Source organism: Enterobacter cloacae complex sp. HYC080_NIDB (assembly GCF_056673325.1).
This window is the reverse complement of the sequence record NZ_CP114212.1, coordinates 4,398,497-4,414,988: the sequence shown is the minus strand read 5'-3', so window position 1 is coordinate 4,414,988 and position 16,492 is coordinate 4,398,497. Positions and strand designations below refer to the sequence as shown.

Here is a 16,492-nt window from a genome sequence, read left to right as displayed (position 1 = left end):
GTTTGGTTATTGCGCGCCAAGAACGGCCTCGACACCGTTAACATAGCTTTCAATGGCATACACGTTGCAGACATTCTGATGCGCAGCGGCGGCGAGCCGGGTGCGCAGATCGGGATCCTGCCAGATATTATCCAGGTGTTGAGCAAGTTGCGACACATCGCTCCACGGGAAAAGCAGCCCGGTCGATGCATGATCGATCAATTCTGCCGTGCCGGTCACCTTTGAGCCAATGACGGGGATATTCAGCAGCATCGCTTCCAGCACGACGCGGGGCAAGCCTTCGCTCTGCGAGGCCAGAATAAACGCGTCAAAGGTCGCGAGGTAGTCAAAAGGCGTGTTCTGGAAACCGGTGAAAATCACATGCTCAGCAATACCCAGCGCATCAGCTTGTGCCGCCAACGCACCGCGTTCAGCCCCCTCACCGACCAGCACCATCTTCCACCTCGCCTCGGGATGTTTCTGGTTGAATTGTGCCAGCGCTTCCAGCGTGTGGTGGTTGGCTTTGCGAGGGATTAATGAGCCAATGCTGCCGAACACGAACGTGTCGTCATCAATGTTCAGGCGATTACGCATCGCGCGTCGGTCGGGTAAAGGCTGATGGATGTCGATGGCATTGTTGACCGTCGTACACAGCTCGGGTCGGACCCCATGCTGAACTAACACGCGTTCTACGCCATGTGAGACGGCGATGATTTTTGTGGCATGGGTATTCACCAGCTTCACCAGCGGCGGGGTCAAAACAGGTTCAATTCGACAGTGCTGGATTATCCGCGCATGCACGTTTGCACCTGCCAGATAACCCTCTTCGTTAGAGCCCGGCTGGTTGTTCATATAAAGCGTATCGAAACCGCCATCCCTGAAAATCGTCTCGATTTTGCTAACGTTGGGTCGAATACGCCAGAGCGTATCAACATGACGTGTAAATGCCTTCCGGGCGCTGCGGGAGAAAAACAGCAGGCTACGTCCCAATTCTTTGGCAATCTTCGCCCATGCGGGCTGCTTATGTTGAGGGATGACAATTAAGGGAATGCCAATACTGTTCAGCACCTGGCCGATGGTTTGCCCTTCGGCCCGGCTGTAGTCACTGTAAAAACAACAGGTAATATCGAACTTTTCGCGGTTAATGCGCTTCAGAAGTTCGAGCATACTGTTGGTGCCTCCTCCCCATTCTTTACCGGTATCGAGGAGCAGAATTTTGTGTCGCTGCGGCATTTTTCTACCTTAATCGCCTGTCACTGAGAATGGCTCACTGATACTTTCTTACCCCATCCCTGCCACTGGTGCTGGAAGTATTGCACCAGCGTACTCTGGCTCACGCTTTCGCTGATGACCGCGAAGAAGCGGGTTGCATGCACCGGTTCAGGCGGTTGTTTCAGCTTGCAATTCTTCACGCCACGGAACGGGTTACGCGGCTGCGTTGCGGGTGGTTGTGCGCTACCCGGGCGAGACGTATCGACCTGCGGCTCATTGAGCAGATCGCTCGGACGTACCAGTGTGATATCTGGTGGCAAGGTCGGCAACATCTGTTGTAAAACGCGCACCGTAGAAGGATGCGGGTGGCCGATGGCAATGGCTGAACCATTGCGTCGGGCGAGCTGCACGGCGCGATTGAACTGCGCGCGAATGTCGGCCTCGTTCTGAGTATCATCCAGGAACACCTTGCGCTTGATCACCTTCACCCCCGTTCCCTGAGCGGCACGCATCGCCTGGCTGTTGCCGATGGTCATGCTGTCGAGGAAGTAGAGGTTGTAGCGTTCCAGCGCCTGCATCACTTTTAGCATGCCGTACAGGCTGGAGGTCATCGCGCTACCCATATGGTTGTTCAGGCCAACGGCATACGGCACGTTGTTGTAAGCGTCACGGATGATGCGCTCGATCTCATCGCTGCTCATATCTGGACGAAGCGTATCTTTTTCCAGCGGCTGTTTACTGAGCGGTGCCATCGGCAGATGGATGAGGACCTGATGTCCGCTGTTGTGGGCTTTGGTCGCCATCTCACGGGCGTGAGGCGCATTCGGAAGGACGGCGACAGAGATGGCTGGCGGCATCGCCAGCACCTGATTTTCATAGTGCGGACGATAACCGAAGTCATCAATCACGATGGCGAGTTTACCGGCGTATACCGGTGCAGCCAGCGCCAGCGCGCTGACGACGGAGAGAACCATTCGACGAAATTGAAGCAAAACTTATCTTCCCAACCACGGCTGTGGATTGACCGCCTGACCCTGACGACGAATTTCGAAATAGAGTGACGGGCGGCCCTGACCGCCACTGCTGCCCACAAGGGCGATGGGTTGGCCTGCGCGCACCTGTGTGCCAACGCTGACCAGTGCGCTCTGATTGTAGCCGTAAAGACTCATGTCGCCTTTACCGTGCTCAACCACTACCACAAGACCGTAACCCTGCAGCCAGTCGGCCAGAATCACTCGTCCATCGGCAATGGCTTTCACTTCACTACCTTCAGACGCACCGATAACGATCCCTTTCCAACGTAGTTCACCCTGCAGCTGTTCGCCATAACGATGCAGAAGCGTACCGCGAACGGGCCAGTAGGCCTGACCGCGTGGGGAACCCAGACCGCCGGTACGCGACATCAGGGAACGTTCGCTTTCGCTTGGCTTGTAGGTGGTACCTTTGCGGGAGGCTTCCTGCTGCTTGTCGCGAACGGCCTGCGCCTCGCGGGCCTCTTTTTCGGCACGCGCTTTCGCCGCGGCTTCGGCACGGGCGATACTGTTACGCAGTTTTGATTCGTTGGCACGCATTTCACTCAGCTGGCTCTGACCTTGCTGAATGGAGGACTCAAGACCGGAAAGGGTTTTCTTGCGCTCGTTACGGGCCTGCTCAAGTTTCGCCTGCTGCGCTTTTTGTTCGTAGAGCAACGTCTGCTGCTGACTCTGCTTCTCTTCCAGCTCAGCTTTTTGGGTGGAGACCTCTTCACGCGTCTGTTTCAACTGCGCAATGGTCTCCTGACGCGCCTGGTTCAGATAGCCAAAGTAGGCCTGCAGACGCTGACCGCGCTGGCTCTCTTCTCCGCTGAGGATTAACTGAAGGCCGGTGTGTTCACCCTGTCGGAAAGCGGCATCAAGCTGTGCGGCAAGATTGCGCTCCTGAGCATCACGCTGGCGCTCCAGTTTGGCAATCGACGCGTTCATCTCGTCGATCTGTTTATTCAACTGAGCGAGGGTATCTTGCGTTTCACGGAGCTTACGGGCTGCGGCCGAAATAGCTTCTTCCTGCTGCTTAAGCTGGGCGAGCAGGGCTGAGCGTTGCTGTTGTTGCTGGCGTACCGCACGCTCTTTAGCGGCGATATCCGCCTGAATGGATTTCAACTGGTCGCGATCGTCCGCGTGGGCGGATGCGGCGCACAGCAATACGCCAGCGCTGAGTGCGCTGGCGCAAAGCAGGGGTCTGACTGATAACCTAAGCGGCTTCACGACCCATGTGATTGAAAAAATCGCCTTTCCCCTCATGGGGAGGGATTATTCCACGATGAACAGCGGCTTACCAGTCATCTCTTCAGGGATCGGCATACCCATCAGCGACAACATGGTTGGCGCGATGTCAGAAAGCTTGCCGCCTTCCACTGCTTTCAGTGATTTATCACCGACATAAATCAACGGAACAGGCAGGTTGGTGTGAGCGGTATGCGCCTGGCCCGTTGCCGGGTCGCGCATCTGTTCCGCGTTACCGTGGTCAGCGGTGATCAGCAGCTGACCGCCTACGGACTCAACCGCTTTTGCAACCTGCTCAACGCAGTGATCCAGTGCTTCAACCGCTTTCACGGCGGCTTCCATCACGCCGGTATGACCGACCATGTCGCCATTCGGGTAGTTACAGATGATGGTGTCGTACTTGCCGCTCTTGATGGCCGCGACCAGTTTTTCAGTCAGCTCAGCAGAGCTCATCTCTGGCTGCAGATCGTAAGTCGCGACTTTCGGTGAGTTGATCAGAATGCGCTCTTCACCTTTGAACGGCTCTTCCACGCCGCCGTTAAAGAAGAAGGTCACGTGCGCATATTTTTCGGTTTCGGAAATACGCAGCTGCGTTTTGTCATTCTTCGCCATCCACTCGCCGAAGGTATTAGCCAGCGAGGCTGGTGGATACGCGCATGGGGCTTTGATGTCTGCCGCGTATTCGGTCAGCTGGATGAAGTCGAGGTTTACCACTTTCTTACGGGCAAAACCGTCGAAGTCGCTGTTGACGAAAGCACGGGTGATTTCACGCGCGCGGTCAGCGCGGAAGTTCATGAAGATCAGCGCATCGCCATCTTCCATGGCGGCATCGGGCTGGCCTTCAGCACGAATCACGGTCGCTTTCACGAATTCATCGTTTTCATCACGTGCGTATGCGGCTTCCAGGGCTTCAACGGCAGTCGTGAACTGGAACTCACCTTTTGCCAGGGTCATCAGGTCATAGGCCTGTTCAACGCGATCCCAGCGGTTGTCGCGGTCCATGGCGTAGTAACGACCAATGATGGAGGCGACGCGGCCTTTGCCCAGTGCGGCAAATTTCTCTTCGAAGGCTTGCAGAGAGCCTTTTGCGCTGCGTGGTGGCGTATCGCGACCATCCAGGAAGGCGTGCAGATAGATTTTTTCTGCACCGCGCTCGGCGGCCAGTTCAACCATCGCCATGATGTGATCTTCGTGGCTGTGTACACCGCCCGCGGAGAGCAAGCCCATGATGTGAACGGCTTTACCTGCCGCAACGGCTTTATCTACCGCGCCGCAAAGAACCGGGTTCGCGAAGAAGGTGCGTTCTTTGATTTCGACATCCAGACGGGTCAGGTCCTGATAGACGATACGGCCCGCGCCCAGGTTAACGTGACCGACTTCGGAGTTGCCCATCTGGCGGTCAGGCAGACCGACTTCCAGACCGGATGCATCGATCAGGGTATGGGGACGTTTCGCCCACAGCGCATCCATCACCGGGGTTTTTGCGCTGAAAATAGCGTTATCCTGGCTGTCTTCACGGTAGCCATAGCCATCCAGAATCACCAGTACCATAGGTTTTTTAGAAACCGACATTGCAACAACCTCATGCTCAAGAGTCAAAATTTGCGTAATTTTACTACAGCTGAATCGATCAAATAGCCGCAGAAGATCAAAGAAAGCGCAGGGGCAAGGCGCTGACCGGACCATTTTGAGGCATTTTTTTAGGTGGCATGCCGCAGAAAATGGATTAGGTTAGGGTCGCTGGCTGTATTTGCCAGAACGCACAGGTATACTCCTGTCCTGGTTTTTTTATCACTTAGTCGGGAGTAGTTACCCTCCATGCAAGAAATTATGCAATTCGTTAGCCGCCATCCGGTTCTGAGCATCGCGTGGATTGGCCTGCTGGCTGCTGTGCTGTTCACCACATTTAAGAGCCTGACGTCTAAGATTAAGGTTATCACCCGTGGTGAAGCGACGCGTCTGATCAACAAAGAAGATGCCGTCGTTGTCGATTTGCGTCAGCGTGACGATTTCCGTAAAGGTCACATTGCAGGCGCAATCAACCTGTTGCCAGCTGAAATCAAAGCGAACAACGTGGGTGAGCTTGAAAAACACAAAGCCCAGCCAATTATCGTTGTTGATGCAACCGGTATGCAGGCGCAAGAATCTGCCAGCGCGCTTTATAAAGCGGGCTTCGAAAATGTAACGGTACTGAAAGAAGGGATCTCCGGCTGGAGCGGGGAAAATCTTCCTTTGGTTCGCGGTAAATAAGGAGTTCAGTCATGGCCAATATTGAGATCTACACCAAAGCGACGTGCCCGTTCTGCCACCGTGCGAAAGCGCTACTGAACAGCAAAGGCGTCACGTTCAAGGAACTGCCGATCGACGGTGACGCGGTTAAACGTGAAGAGATGATCCAACGTAGTGGTCGTACGACGGTTCCGCAGATTTTTATTGATGCGCAGCACATTGGCGGCTGTGATGACTTGTATGCGCTCGACGCCCGTGGTGGACTCGATCCGCTGCTGAGCTAAGAGACTTTAGGACAATTAAAAAGGGTTTTTCCATGTCAGAACAAAGCAATAATGAAATGATTTTCCAGATCCAGCGCATCTACACGAAAGATGTCTCTTTTGAAGCGCCAAATGCGCCGCACGTTTTCCAGAAAGACTGGCAGCCAGAGGTTAAACTTGATCTGGATACCGCATCTACCCAACTGGCAGATGACGTGTATGAAGTTGTACTGCGTGTGACCGTGACCGCCTCTCTGGGCGAAGAAACCGCGTTCCTGTGTGAAGTACAGCAGGGCGGTATCTTCTCCATCGGCGGCATCGAAGGCAACCAGATGGCGCATTGCCTGGGTGCATACTGCCCGAACATCCTGTTCCCGTATGCGCGCGAATGCATCACCAGCCTGGTTTCTCGCGGTACATTCCCGCAACTGAACCTTGCGCCAGTTAACTTTGATGCGCTGTTCATGAACTATCTGCAGCAGCAAGCTGGCGAAGGTGCTGAACAACATCAGGATGCCTGATGAGCACTGTTAATGCTTCAATGACTGTGATCGGTGCCGGCTCATACGGCACCGCTCTTGCCATCACGCTGGCAAGAAATGGTCACGACGTGGTCCTGTGGGGCCACGATCCAAAACATATCGCCACGCTGCAGCACGACCGTTGCAATGTGGCGTTTCTCCCGGACGTTCCGTTCCCTGACTCCCTGCACCTGGAAAGCGATCTTGCGACCGCGCTGGCGGCCAGCCGCAACATTCTGATTGTCGTCCCGAGCCATGTGTTTGGCGAAGTGCTGCGTCAGATTAAGCCGCTGATGCGCCCGGATGCCCGTATTGTCTGGGCAACCAAAGGTCTTGAAGCGGAAACCGGACGGCTGCTGCAGGACGTTGCCCGCGAAGCGCTGGGTGATGCGATCCCGCTGGCGGTCATCTCCGGTCCGACCTTTGCCAAAGAGCTGGCTGCTGGCCTGCCGACGGCGATCTCGCTGGCATCCACTGACCAGGCTTTCGCCGACGATCTCCAGCATCTGCTGCACTGTGGCAAGAGCTTCCGCGTCTACAGCAACCCTGATTTTATCGGTGTCCAGCTGGGCGGTGCGGTGAAGAACGTGATTGCTATCGGTGCCGGGATGTCTGACGGTATTGGCTTTGGCGCCAACGCCCGTACGGCGTTGATTACCCGCGGCTTAACCGAGATGTCCCGTCTTGGCGAGGCGCTGGGCGCCGATCCGGCCACCTTTATGGGGATGGCGGGTCTGGGCGATCTGGTGCTGACCTGTACCGACAACCAGTCTCGTAACCGCCGCTTTGGCATGATGCTCGGACAGGGCAGCGATGTAAAAAGCGCGCAGGAGAAGATTGGACAGGTGGTGGAAGGCTACCGCAATACCAAAGAAGTCCGCGAATTGGCGCACCGGTTTGGTGTCGAAATGCCAATAACCGAGGAAATTTATCAGGTATTGTATTGCGGAAAAAATGCGCGCGAGGCAGCATTGACCTTATTAGGTCGTGCGCGCAAGGACGAGCGCAGCAGTAAGTAGTCGGAACCGTTGTCACCTGAATGACCCAGCCAGCGCAGAACTGGCTGGTCATTAACTTATCGTCTGGAGTAAGCAATGCCGTGTGAAGAACTGGATATCGTCTGGAACAATATTAAAGCCGAAGCCCGGGCGCTGGCCGACTGTGAGCCTATGCTGGCCAGTTTTTACCACGCTACGCTACTCAAACACGAAAACCTTGGCAGTGCTCTCAGCTACATGCTCGCCAACAAGCTGGCCTCCTCGATTATGCCTGCTATCGCCATCCGTGAAGTGGTGGAGGAGGCATACGCCGCTGACCCGGAAATGATCGCCTCTGCCGCCTGTGATATTCAGGCCGTGCGTACGCGCGACCCGGCGGTAGATAAATACTCTACGCCTCTGCTATACCTGAAAGGCTTCCACGCCCTGCAGGCGTATCGCATCGGCCACTGGCTATGGAATGAAGGCCGCCGCGCGCTGGCAATCTTCCTGCAAAATCAGGTCTCCGTGACCTTCCAGGTCGATATTCACCCGGCAGCGAAAATTGGCCGTGGAATTATGCTCGACCACGCCACCGGCATTGTTGTGGGTGAGACGGCGGTGATTGAAGACGACGTTTCGATCCTGCAGTCGGTTACCCTTGGCGGTACCGGTAAAACCAGCGGCGATCGCCATCCGAAAATTCGTGAAGGGGTGATGATTGGCGCGGGTGCCAAAATCCTCGGCAATATCGAAGTCGGACGCGGCGCGAAGATTGGCGCAGGGTCGGTTGTGCTCCAGCCGGTTCCGCCGCACACCACCGCGGCTGGCGTACCGGCGCGTATCGTCGGCAAACCAGACAGCGATAAGCCGTCCATGGATATGGATCAGCTCTTCAACGGTATCCACCATACGTTTGAGTATGGTGACGGCATTTAACTTCTGAGAATGGCGCCCGGGTACCCCAGCTGGCGCCATGCTTCATACACCACCACCGACACCGCGTTCGACAGGTTCATGCTGCGGCTGTCCGGCATCATCGGAATACGGATTTTCTGCTCAGCGGGCAGGGCATCCAGAATCGCGGCTGGCAGGCCGCGGGTTTCCGGGCCAAACATCAGATAGTCACCGTCCTGATAGCTCACGGCGCTGTGTGCTGGCGTGCCTTTGGTGGTCAGGGCGAACATGCGCTGCGGCTTTTCGCTTTCCAGAAACGCGGCGTAATCATGATGGCGCACGACGGCAGTAAATTCATGGTAATCCAGCCCCGCGCGACGCAGACGCTTGTCGTCCCACGTAAAGCCCATCGGCTCAATGATGTGCAGACGAAAGCCGGTGTTGGCACACAGGCGGATGATATTGCCGGTATTCGGCGGAATTTCTGGTTCGAATAAAACGATGTTAAGCATGCTGCCCCCTTAATTGCGGGGGCAGAATAGCAGAAAAGTGAGGAATTACGCGACGCCAGGTTCCTGCGCACGGCAACGCAGCATTTTGTAGCACGTTGCCGCTGCGGCGACCAAGGCAGGCACGCTGAGGATCATCAAAATACTGTCCGCCTGCCACTGCAGGGAAAGCAGCTGAGCGCTGGTCATGGTTCCCGCCACGCCGCCAAAGCGGCCGATCCCCTGCATCCAGGCAATACCCGTTGCGCGGCACTCTGTTGGGTAAAAAGTCGCTGCCAGGGTTTGCATGCCCGATTGCGCCCCGTTCATCGCGATCCCCATCAGGAAAATCAACCCGCCAAACAGGGCGATATGATTATGCTCAATGCCCAGTAACAGAATGAGACCCATTGTCAGCACAAAGCCACCCGCGACCACTTTGTGTGCCTCCCAGCGATCCATCATCCAGCCCGCGAGCAGAATGCCTGCGGTACCGCCGAAGGTGAACAGCGAGGTGAGCCAGGCGGATTCCGCCAGCGCATAGCCCATCCCCTGCATCAGGGTCGGCATCCAGCTCAGCAGGACGTAGTAAATCACCAGCCCCATAAAGTAGGTGACCCACAGCATCAGTGTGCCGGGCAGCCAGGGCATGGAGAAGAGCTGCGCCACGCTCCCTTTCTTAGAAGCGACTTTTTCCTCGGCGAGGAAAAAGCCGGTAACGCTCTCCAGGGTGCTGCGGCTGAACCGGCTGGCGATACGGCGGATCTGCATGACGTCCTTCCCGCGCTGCACCAGAAACTTCACCGACTCCGGCAAAAACAGCGCCAGCAGCAGCGTCAAAATCAGCGGCGCAATTGCACCCGTCAGCAGCACGCTTCGCCAGCCATGGTGGGGAATAAGCCACGAAGAGATCGCACCACCCCCTGCGGCACCCAGAGGGAAGCCGCAGTACATGGTATTAATCGCAATGGCGCGGCAGCGCTGGGGGGCGAACTCGGAAATCAGCGTGATGGCGTTTGGCATTGCGGCACCGAGGCCAAGGCCCGTCAGAAAGCGCCACAACGTCAGCGTATTCAGAGTTTGCGCCCAGGCCGTGCCCAGGCTTGCAAGGCCGAAGAACAGGCAGGAGAAGACCAGCACGCGCTTGCGCCCCATCTTGTCCGATACCGGGCCTGCAATGAGGGCACCCAGCGACAAGCCCAGCAGGGCTGCGCTCAGCACCGGCCCCAGATCCTGTTTATGTATCCCCCATTCTGCCGACAGCGTAGGGGCGATGTAACCCATTGCCGCGGTATCAAATCCATCGATCGCCAGAACCAGAAAGCCCAGTACGATAAGAAGCCAGTGAAACCCTGAAAAGGGACTCTCATCGATCACCTGCTGAATATCCACCCTGCCTGAATACGTCATATGCTCCTCTCCGATGTGATGTTGTTTTTGTGTTCTTGTATTTGCTTGTATATACAATTGCGGAGGGAGCAAATATGTCAAATTTTCTTATCCAATTTGTTATCTAAGTGTTATTTTCGGCAAAAAAAAGCGCCCGAAGGGGGAACCGGGCGCGTGAACAGCGGTGTTAACAGGAGGGGTATTCAGGCAGCGTTTCCCTGCGCAAGGGGAGCCAGCGCCGCCGGTAATCGACTTAACTCCTGCACCAGAGAGTCTTTGCTGATTTCGCTAATGGTTTTCGCACCGGTCAGCGTCATCGCGACTTTCATTTCTTTTTCGATCAGGTCAAGCAGGTTCGCCACGCCAGCCTGACCCGCCGTCGCCAGCGCGTACAGATACGCACGGCCCAGCAGCACGCTGTCGGCGCCGAGCGCGATCATGCGTACCACATCCAGCCCGTTGCGAATGCCGCTGTCGGCCAGAATCGCGATATCGCCTTTCACCGCATCGGCAATGGCGGGCAGCGCGCGTGCGGAGGAGAGCACACCGTCGAGCTGACGCCCGCCGTGGTTTGAGACCACAATGCCGTCTGCGCCAAAACGTACCGCGTCGCGGGCATCTTCCGGGTCGAGGATCCCTTTGATCACCATCGGGCCGTCCCAGAATTCGCGGATCCACTCCAGGTCTTTCCAGGAGATGGACGGATCGAAGTTGTTCGCCAGCCAGCCGATGTAATCTTCCAGCCCGGTCGGTTTACCGAGGTAAGCCGAGATATTGCCCAGATCGTGCGGACGTCCGTTCAGACCCACATCCCACGCCCACTGCGGGTGCGTCACCGCCTGCCAGTAGCGGCGCAGAGCGGCATTCGGGCCGCTCATGCCGGAGTGGGCGTCGCGGTAGCGCGCGCCCGGCGTTGGCATATCGACGGTAAAGACCAGCGTGGAACAGCCCGCCGCTTTGGCGCGCTCCAGCGCGTTGCGCATAAAACCGCGATCGCGCAGGACGTACAGCTGGAACCACATCGGACGCTTGATGGTCGGCGCGACCTCTTCAATCGGGCAGACGGAGACGGTAGAGAGGGTAAACGGAATACCCCTGGCATCCGCGGCCGCCGCCGCCTGCACTTCGCCACGACGGGCGTACATACCGCACAGGCCGACGGGGGCGAGGGCGACCGGCATGGAGAGCGTTTCGTTGAACAGCGTCGTCTCAAGGCTCAGGTCAGACATATTCTTCAGCACGCGCTGACGCAGGGCCACCTCTGACAAGTCTTCCACATTGCGGCGCAGGGTGTATTCGGCATACGCCCCGCCGTCGATGTAGTGGAACAGGAACGGGGGCAAAATGCGCTGCGCCGCGGCGCGATAGTCACTGGCTGCTGAAATGATCATGCTTTGTTCTCCCTGGAAATATCACTCTCGCCAGGCAGACGGGTAATACGCGCCTGTCGGGCCTGGTCTTCATCGAATCGTTTAATGGTGGTGTGAACGAAGCCGAGATGCGCCATCATCGCCTTGCGTGCGGCCTCGGCATCACCGGCCAGAATGGCGTTAAGCACCGCCTCGTGTTGTTCAGTCAGCTGTGCAAACACCGGCGGAACCAGGTACATGCGCTGGCGGCTTTGTTTGACAGAGGATTGCAGCAGGTCGAAGAACCCGCGCATGGTCTGGAGCAGAACCACATTGTGCGACGCTTCGGCAATGGCCAGGTGAAAACGCACGTCAGCCTGGGAGGCGATATCCGGGTCGCTGCTTTGCGTGGCCTCAAAGCAGGCTTTGAGCTTCTCTTTGTCGGCCTCGGTTGCCCGCATGGCCGCATGCCAGGCGGTGCTGGTTTCGATGGCGTGACGCGCTTCGAGGATGTCAAAGCTGTAGTCCGGGTCATTTTCCATCAGCGTCTTCAGCGGCTGAACGATGTTTTGCTCGGACCAGTCGTCATGCTGCCAGCGCACAAAGGTGCCGCCGCCGCGACGGCTCATCAGTACCCCTTCGCTGACCAGCGTGGCCAGCGCTTCACGCAGGGAATTACGCGATACACCAAGCTGGGCGGCGAGCTGGCGTTCAGCGGGCAACTTCATGCCCGCTTCCAGCTGTTGTTCTTCAATCAGCGCCCGTACGCGAGAGGCTATCTCGTCGGACAGGCGTCTGGGCATCACTATCATGGGATCATCCAGGTTAAGACATAAGCCTGCAGGGTGGTGATCACCCCGACCATGCAGGTGAATATCAGGCTGTGTTTCACGGTAAAGCGGAACAGATCCGACTCTTTACCGACCAGTCCCACCGCCGCACAGGCAATGGCGATGGATTGCGGGGAGATCATTTTCCCGGTCACGCCGCCGGTGGTGTTCGCAGCGACCAGCAGAACATCCGACACGCCAATCTGCTGGGCCGCCGTAGCCTGCAGTGCAGCAAACAGGGCGTTCGACGAGGTATCTGACCCGGTCAGGAACACACCCAGCCAGCCGAGGAACGGTGAGAAGAAGGTGAAGGCGTGGCTGGTATGGGCCAGCGCCAGTGCCAGCGTCGATGACAGGCCGGAGTAGTTCGAGATAAACGCGAACGCCAGCACCATGCCGATGGAGTAAATCGGCAGCATCAGCTCTTTAATCGTCGCTGCGAAGGTCTGCACCGCGGCGGCAGGCTTCATGCGCAGCCACACCACGGAAAGGATCGCGGCAAACAGGATGGCGGTCCCGGTGGCGGAGAACCAGTCGAACTTATAGACCGCGGCATACGGTGTGGCGGCATGCACGACTGGCGGCATGCGGGCGACCATTTTGTCGAGGAACGGCACGGAGATGTTAATCACCATGTCGTACAGCGCGCCGCCCGGGGCGAACAGGGCTTTAAACGGCGGGATGCTCCACAGCGTTACCGTTGCGGTCAGGAACAGGAACGGTGACCAGGCACGGATTACCTGGCATGCGGTATAACCTGTACGGGCCAGGGTTTGATCGACCTGTGAGGCGCCCATATCGGCGAAGCGGAAAATACGTACCGGCTGCCAGCGTTTCAGGAACAGCGTCAGGCAGACCAGCGAGACCAGCGAAGAGATGATGTCCGGCAGCTCCGGGCCGAGGAAGTTTGAGCTGAGGTATTGCGCGATGGCGAACGAACCGCCCGCCACCATTACAGCAGGCCACGTCTCTTTCACGCCGCGCCAGCCGTCCATAATCGCCATGATCCAGAACAGCACGATGATGGTCAGGAACGGCAGCTGGCGACCCACCATCTGGCCGATCTCAAAGCTATCCAGCCCGGTCACCTGTCCGGCGACCAGAATCGGAATCCCCATTGCGCCAAACGCCACCGGGGCGGTATTCACAATCAGGCACAGGCCCGCGGCATAAAGCGGGTTAAAGCCGAGGCCCACCAGCAGGGCGGCCGTAATGGCGACCGGTGCGCCAAATCCGGCGGCACCTTCCAAAAACGCCCCGAAGGAGAAGCCGACAATCAGCATCTGCAGGCGCTGGTCCGGCGTGATGGAGAGAATCGACGAGCGAATGATGTCGAACTGCCCGGTTTTCACCGAAATTTTATAGACAAAGACAGCGGCGATGATGATCCACGCAATTGGCCACAGACCGTAGAAGAAACCGTAGACAACGGAGGCCAGCGCGCGATCGACCGGCATTTTGTAGAAGAACAGCGCCACCAGCAGAGCGATGGCAACGGTGTACGTCGCGGCAAGGTAGCCCTTCAGCTTGAGCTTAATCAGCGCAAAGAAGAAGAACAGGATCGGAAGCGATGCGATCAGGCTCGACAGCCAGATATTTCCGGCCGGGTCGTAGTTTTGTTGCCAGAGGCTCATGCAGGTCTCCTGGGGACCAGATAACCTGCGCGGCGGGTGAGTCTCCGCTCATCTCTGCATCACAGGTTATGTAAAAGTGGTCCTGCCAATGTTGTGTTGTAGGGTTAATGACAATGAATGGTTAATCAGATGTTATGGGGTGGCAATGGTTTTGTGAGCGGAAATAATGGAATTGTGAACCAGGGGAGGATTGATTGCGCAATTGGTTGGACCAATTCACGCGAAGGGGAAAAGAGTAGGCCGGGTAAGCGCAGCGCCACCCGGCATGAAATCAGAACGCGGTCTTACAAAAGCCCGTCATCTCTTTCAGGCCCATTTCACGGCCAAGCTCGGTCATCGGGTGCACGACCACCAGGCCACGGACGCTTTTCTTCAGCTTGCCCATGTCAGCCTGTGCTTTTTTAGTGATTGCGCGGCGGTGTGGCATGTTCATCAGCTTCTGCGCTTCGTTGCTCAGCTTCTGGCCTTTTACTTCCCGCAGGCGCTCGATCTCTGCCTCCAGCTTCGCGGTCTCTTTCTCCAGCTCGGCGTACTTCTCGGCGGAATCGACCAGTGACAGACCCGCCATCTGGTGACGGATCAGATCCAGGCGGTCGCTCAGGCGTTTAATTTCGTTCTTTTCGACTTCTTTCATGACAAATAACTCTGAAAACGGGGAATTTACAGGGAAGGATACACCAATGTGAGCAGGCTTACTTCTGAAACGCTTTTTTTAAGCTGATCCGGGAAATCAGCTCAGTCAGGGAAAGGACCATCGTGGAGCGGACAACCTGCTGATAACGCAGCTTTTGCATCGCGTATAGCTCAGGGTCGCTGCTGTCGAAATGAGGGGCAGGGGGCAGCGCGGCCACACAGTGCAGCTCGCCGAAGGGCCCCAGGATCTCATCATCGGTAAAGGCGTATTCGTTACCGTCATGATTGAGCTCCTCACGTAGCGCCATTAACAGCTCTGCATCTTCGTACTCTTGCCGGTTCAGCACGCCAAGACCGTAAATCAGCTTCAGACGCACCGATAAATCGCCCAGCGGTCCATCGCCGTCCAGTAACGGTTCTACAGCATATTTTACCGCGTAGTCGTCTTTGCGAAACACCTGAAGCACCAGGATATTAACCGCCTCGGTTAACAGCTCGACGGCGGCAATCAGGAAGCTTCGTACGGTTTTGCCAGCATTCAGACGCTCAAGCACACGATTTTCAAAGGCCTGGGTTTGTTCCATTATTGCCTGCATATCTGACAATCTGTTATCTGGGCGCAGGCTAACCTGCGCCACACTGTGCATCATTTGGTTGCGTTGTATGCGTTAACCGCCTCCACAACCACGTCGCTATTGGCGTCCAGACCGGAAATCTGCGCCAGCGCAGCCTGCGCGCCTTTGTCATCAATCAGCTGAGCCAGCTCGATCGCCTGCGGGTCCTGATCGCTGCGGTAGTGCATTGCAGCGGCAATCCCTTTCACCAGGTTGGCATGCGGCAGACCGTATTCCAGCGTGCCGAGCAGCGGCTTAATCAGACGGTCGCCTGCACTCAGCTTACGCAGCGGTTGACGTCCCACGCGCTCAACATCATCTTTCAGATACGGGTTTTCAAAGCGACCAAGGATTTTCTGGATGTAGGCTGCGTGTTTATCAGCATCAAAACCGTAGCGTTTGATCAGCACCGCGCCGCTCTCTTCCATGGCCCCTTTTACCACCGCGCGGATTTTCTCATCGAGAATCGCATCGCGAATGGTCTGATGACCGGCCAATTTTCCGAGGTACGCGGTTATAGCATGCCCGGTGTTCAGCGTGAAGAGTTTGCGTTCGACAAATGCCATCAGGTTATCGGTTAATTCCATTCCCGGAATAGTTGGCAGTGCACCTTTAAACTGAGTTTTATCGACGATCCACTCGCTGAAGGTTTCCACGGTCACTTCCAGCGGGTCGTGGGTGGCGGATGCTGACGGCGGAACGATGCGGTCCACGGCGGAATCCACAAACCCAACGTGCGCGTCGACCCAGGCTTTATCCTCGTCAGCCACGGCCGCCATGACATGGCCTTTCAGCTGTGTGGTGCCGCGTACCATGTTTTCACAGGCGATGATGTTCAGCGGGGTGTCGATGCCCTGCGCTTTACGTTTTGCCAGGCCTTTAGCCACCGCCGGGGCGATACGCTCCAGAACCACCGGGCCTACCGCCGTGGTGATAAGGTCAACGCTGGCAATCAGGTCGATTACGTCGTCGCCAATGCTGCTGACCGCGTTCACGCCTGAGACGGTATCGACCTGCTCGTTTTCGCCCACCACATGGACCTGATAGCTATGACGGGCATTCAGGGCATCCAGGACCACCTGATTCACATCGGCGAACGTCAGCGTAATGCCCGCGTCTGCCAGCAGTTTGCCGATAAAACCACGACCGATGTTACCTGCGCCAAAATGTAATGCTTTCATAGTGTTAACCTTCATCAATGTTTTTACCCGAGAGG

General features: G+C 56.8%; 17 protein-coding genes. 5 read left to right on the top strand and 12 right to left on the bottom strand.

The window, feature by feature from the left end; all coding sequences use genetic code 11:
- Positions 1 to 6: 6 nt before the first annotated feature.
- From O1723_RS20920 to gpmM, 4 genes are read right to left on the bottom strand one after another with little or no spacing between them, the layout of a single operon-like run.
- On the bottom strand, positions 7 to 1,212 hold the full coding sequence (locus tag O1723_RS20920) for a glycosyltransferase (protein WP_023331731.1): 1,206 nt from the start codon (positions 1,210 to 1,212) through the stop codon (positions 7 to 9).
- Positions 1,213 to 1,232: 20 nt separating this feature from the next.
- On the bottom strand, positions 1,233 to 2,183 hold the full coding sequence (locus O1723_RS20915) for a divergent polysaccharide deacetylase family protein (RefSeq protein ID WP_032645126.1): 951 nt from the start codon (positions 2,181 to 2,183) through the stop codon (positions 1,233 to 1,235).
- 3 nt (positions 2,184 to 2,186) lie between these two features.
- Positions 2,187 to 3,446, bottom strand: coding sequence for a murein hydrolase activator EnvC (envC, locus tag O1723_RS20910; RefSeq protein ID WP_230278613.1), 1,260 nt, complete (start codon positions 3,444 to 3,446; stop codon positions 2,187 to 2,189).
- Positions 3,447 to 3,479: 33 nt separating this feature from the next.
- Positions 3,480 to 5,024: a 2,3-bisphosphoglycerate-independent phosphoglycerate mutase gene (gene gpmM / locus O1723_RS20905; RefSeq protein ID WP_023336552.1), complete on the bottom strand. Its 1,545-nt coding sequence runs from the start codon at positions 5,022 to 5,024 to the stop codon at positions 3,480 to 3,482.
- A 246-nt stretch (positions 5,025 to 5,270) separates the two neighbouring features.
- Here gpmM and O1723_RS20900 point away from each other — a divergent pair, with 246 nt between their 5' ends.
- The 5 genes from O1723_RS20900 to cysE all read left to right on the top strand — a co-directional run bounded on the left by O1723_RS20900 (position 5,271) and on the right by cysE (position 8,381).
- On the top strand, positions 5,271 to 5,702 hold the full coding sequence (locus O1723_RS20900; protein ID WP_014882007.1) for a rhodanese-like domain-containing protein: 432 nt from the start codon (positions 5,271 to 5,273) through the stop codon (positions 5,700 to 5,702).
- A gap of 11 nt (positions 5,703 to 5,713) precedes the next feature.
- Positions 5,714 to 5,965, top strand: a complete 252-nt coding sequence (gene grxC / locus O1723_RS20895; protein ID WP_014882008.1) for a glutaredoxin 3 — start codon at positions 5,714 to 5,716, stop codon at positions 5,963 to 5,965.
- 32 nt (positions 5,966 to 5,997) lie between these two features.
- Complete coding sequence (gene secB / locus O1723_RS20890; protein ID WP_008502716.1) at positions 5,998 to 6,465, top strand: protein-export chaperone SecB; 468 nt, start codon at positions 5,998 to 6,000, stop codon at positions 6,463 to 6,465.
- Positions 6,465 to 7,484, top strand: coding sequence for an NAD(P)H-dependent glycerol-3-phosphate dehydrogenase (gene gpsA, locus O1723_RS20885; RefSeq protein ID WP_014882009.1), 1,020 nt, complete (start codon positions 6,465 to 6,467; stop codon positions 7,482 to 7,484). Before secB ends, gpsA begins: the two co-directional genes overlap by 1 nt.
- A gap of 75 nt (positions 7,485 to 7,559) precedes the next feature.
- A complete protein-coding gene (cysE, locus tag O1723_RS20880) occupies positions 7,560 to 8,381 on the top strand; it encodes a serine O-acetyltransferase (protein ID WP_248190878.1) in 822 nt (273 codons plus the stop codon).
- Here cysE and trmL read toward each other — a convergent pair.
- The 8 genes from trmL to mtlD form a co-directional block, all read right to left on the bottom strand.
- The gene (gene trmL / locus O1723_RS20875) at positions 8,378 to 8,851 is read right to left on the bottom strand and encodes a tRNA (uridine(34)/cytosine(34)/5-carboxymethylaminomethyluridine(34)-2'-O)-methyltransferase TrmL (protein ID WP_023336553.1); all 474 of its coding nucleotides are present in this window, start codon (positions 8,849 to 8,851) and stop codon (positions 8,378 to 8,380) included. The genes cysE and trmL overlap by 4 nt on opposite strands.
- Before the next feature lie 45 nt (positions 8,852 to 8,896).
- Positions 8,897 to 10,237: an MFS transporter gene (locus O1723_RS20870; protein ID WP_023336554.1), complete on the bottom strand. Its 1,341-nt coding sequence runs from the start codon at positions 10,235 to 10,237 to the stop codon at positions 8,897 to 8,899.
- Between the two features lie 182 nt (positions 10,238 to 10,419).
- Positions 10,420 to 11,607: a quinone-dependent L-lactate dehydrogenase gene (gene lldD, locus O1723_RS20865; RefSeq protein WP_023331735.1), complete on the bottom strand. Its 1,188-nt coding sequence runs from the start codon at positions 11,605 to 11,607 to the stop codon at positions 10,420 to 10,422.
- Positions 11,604 to 12,377: a transcriptional regulator LldR gene (lldR, locus tag O1723_RS20860; RefSeq protein ID WP_023336555.1), complete on the bottom strand. Its 774-nt coding sequence runs from the start codon at positions 12,375 to 12,377 to the stop codon at positions 11,604 to 11,606. The genes lldD and lldR overlap by 4 nt, the downstream gene beginning before the upstream one ends.
- Entirely contained in the window at positions 12,374 to 14,029 is a 1,656-nt protein-coding gene (gene lldP, locus O1723_RS20855; protein ID WP_023336556.1) for an L-lactate permease, read from the bottom strand. The genes lldR and lldP overlap by 4 nt, the downstream gene beginning before the upstream one ends.
- Before the next feature lie 271 nt (positions 14,030 to 14,300).
- Positions 14,301 to 14,663 carry a YibL family ribosome-associated protein gene (locus O1723_RS20850; RefSeq protein WP_023336557.1) on the bottom strand — a complete coding sequence of 121 codons (363 nt, stop codon included), beginning with the start codon at positions 14,661 to 14,663 and terminating at the stop codon, positions 14,301 to 14,303.
- 58 nt (positions 14,664 to 14,721) lie between these two features.
- The gene (gene mtlR, locus O1723_RS20845) at positions 14,722 to 15,312 is read right to left on the bottom strand and encodes a mannitol operon repressor MtlR (RefSeq protein ID WP_023331737.1); all 591 of its coding nucleotides are present in this window, start codon (positions 15,310 to 15,312) and stop codon (positions 14,722 to 14,724) included.
- Entirely contained in the window at positions 15,309 to 16,457 is a 1,149-nt protein-coding gene (mtlD, locus tag O1723_RS20840) for a mannitol-1-phosphate 5-dehydrogenase (RefSeq protein WP_014882017.1), read from the bottom strand. The genes mtlR and mtlD overlap by 4 nt, the downstream gene beginning before the upstream one ends.
- Between the last annotated feature and the right edge of the window lie 35 nt (positions 16,458 to 16,492).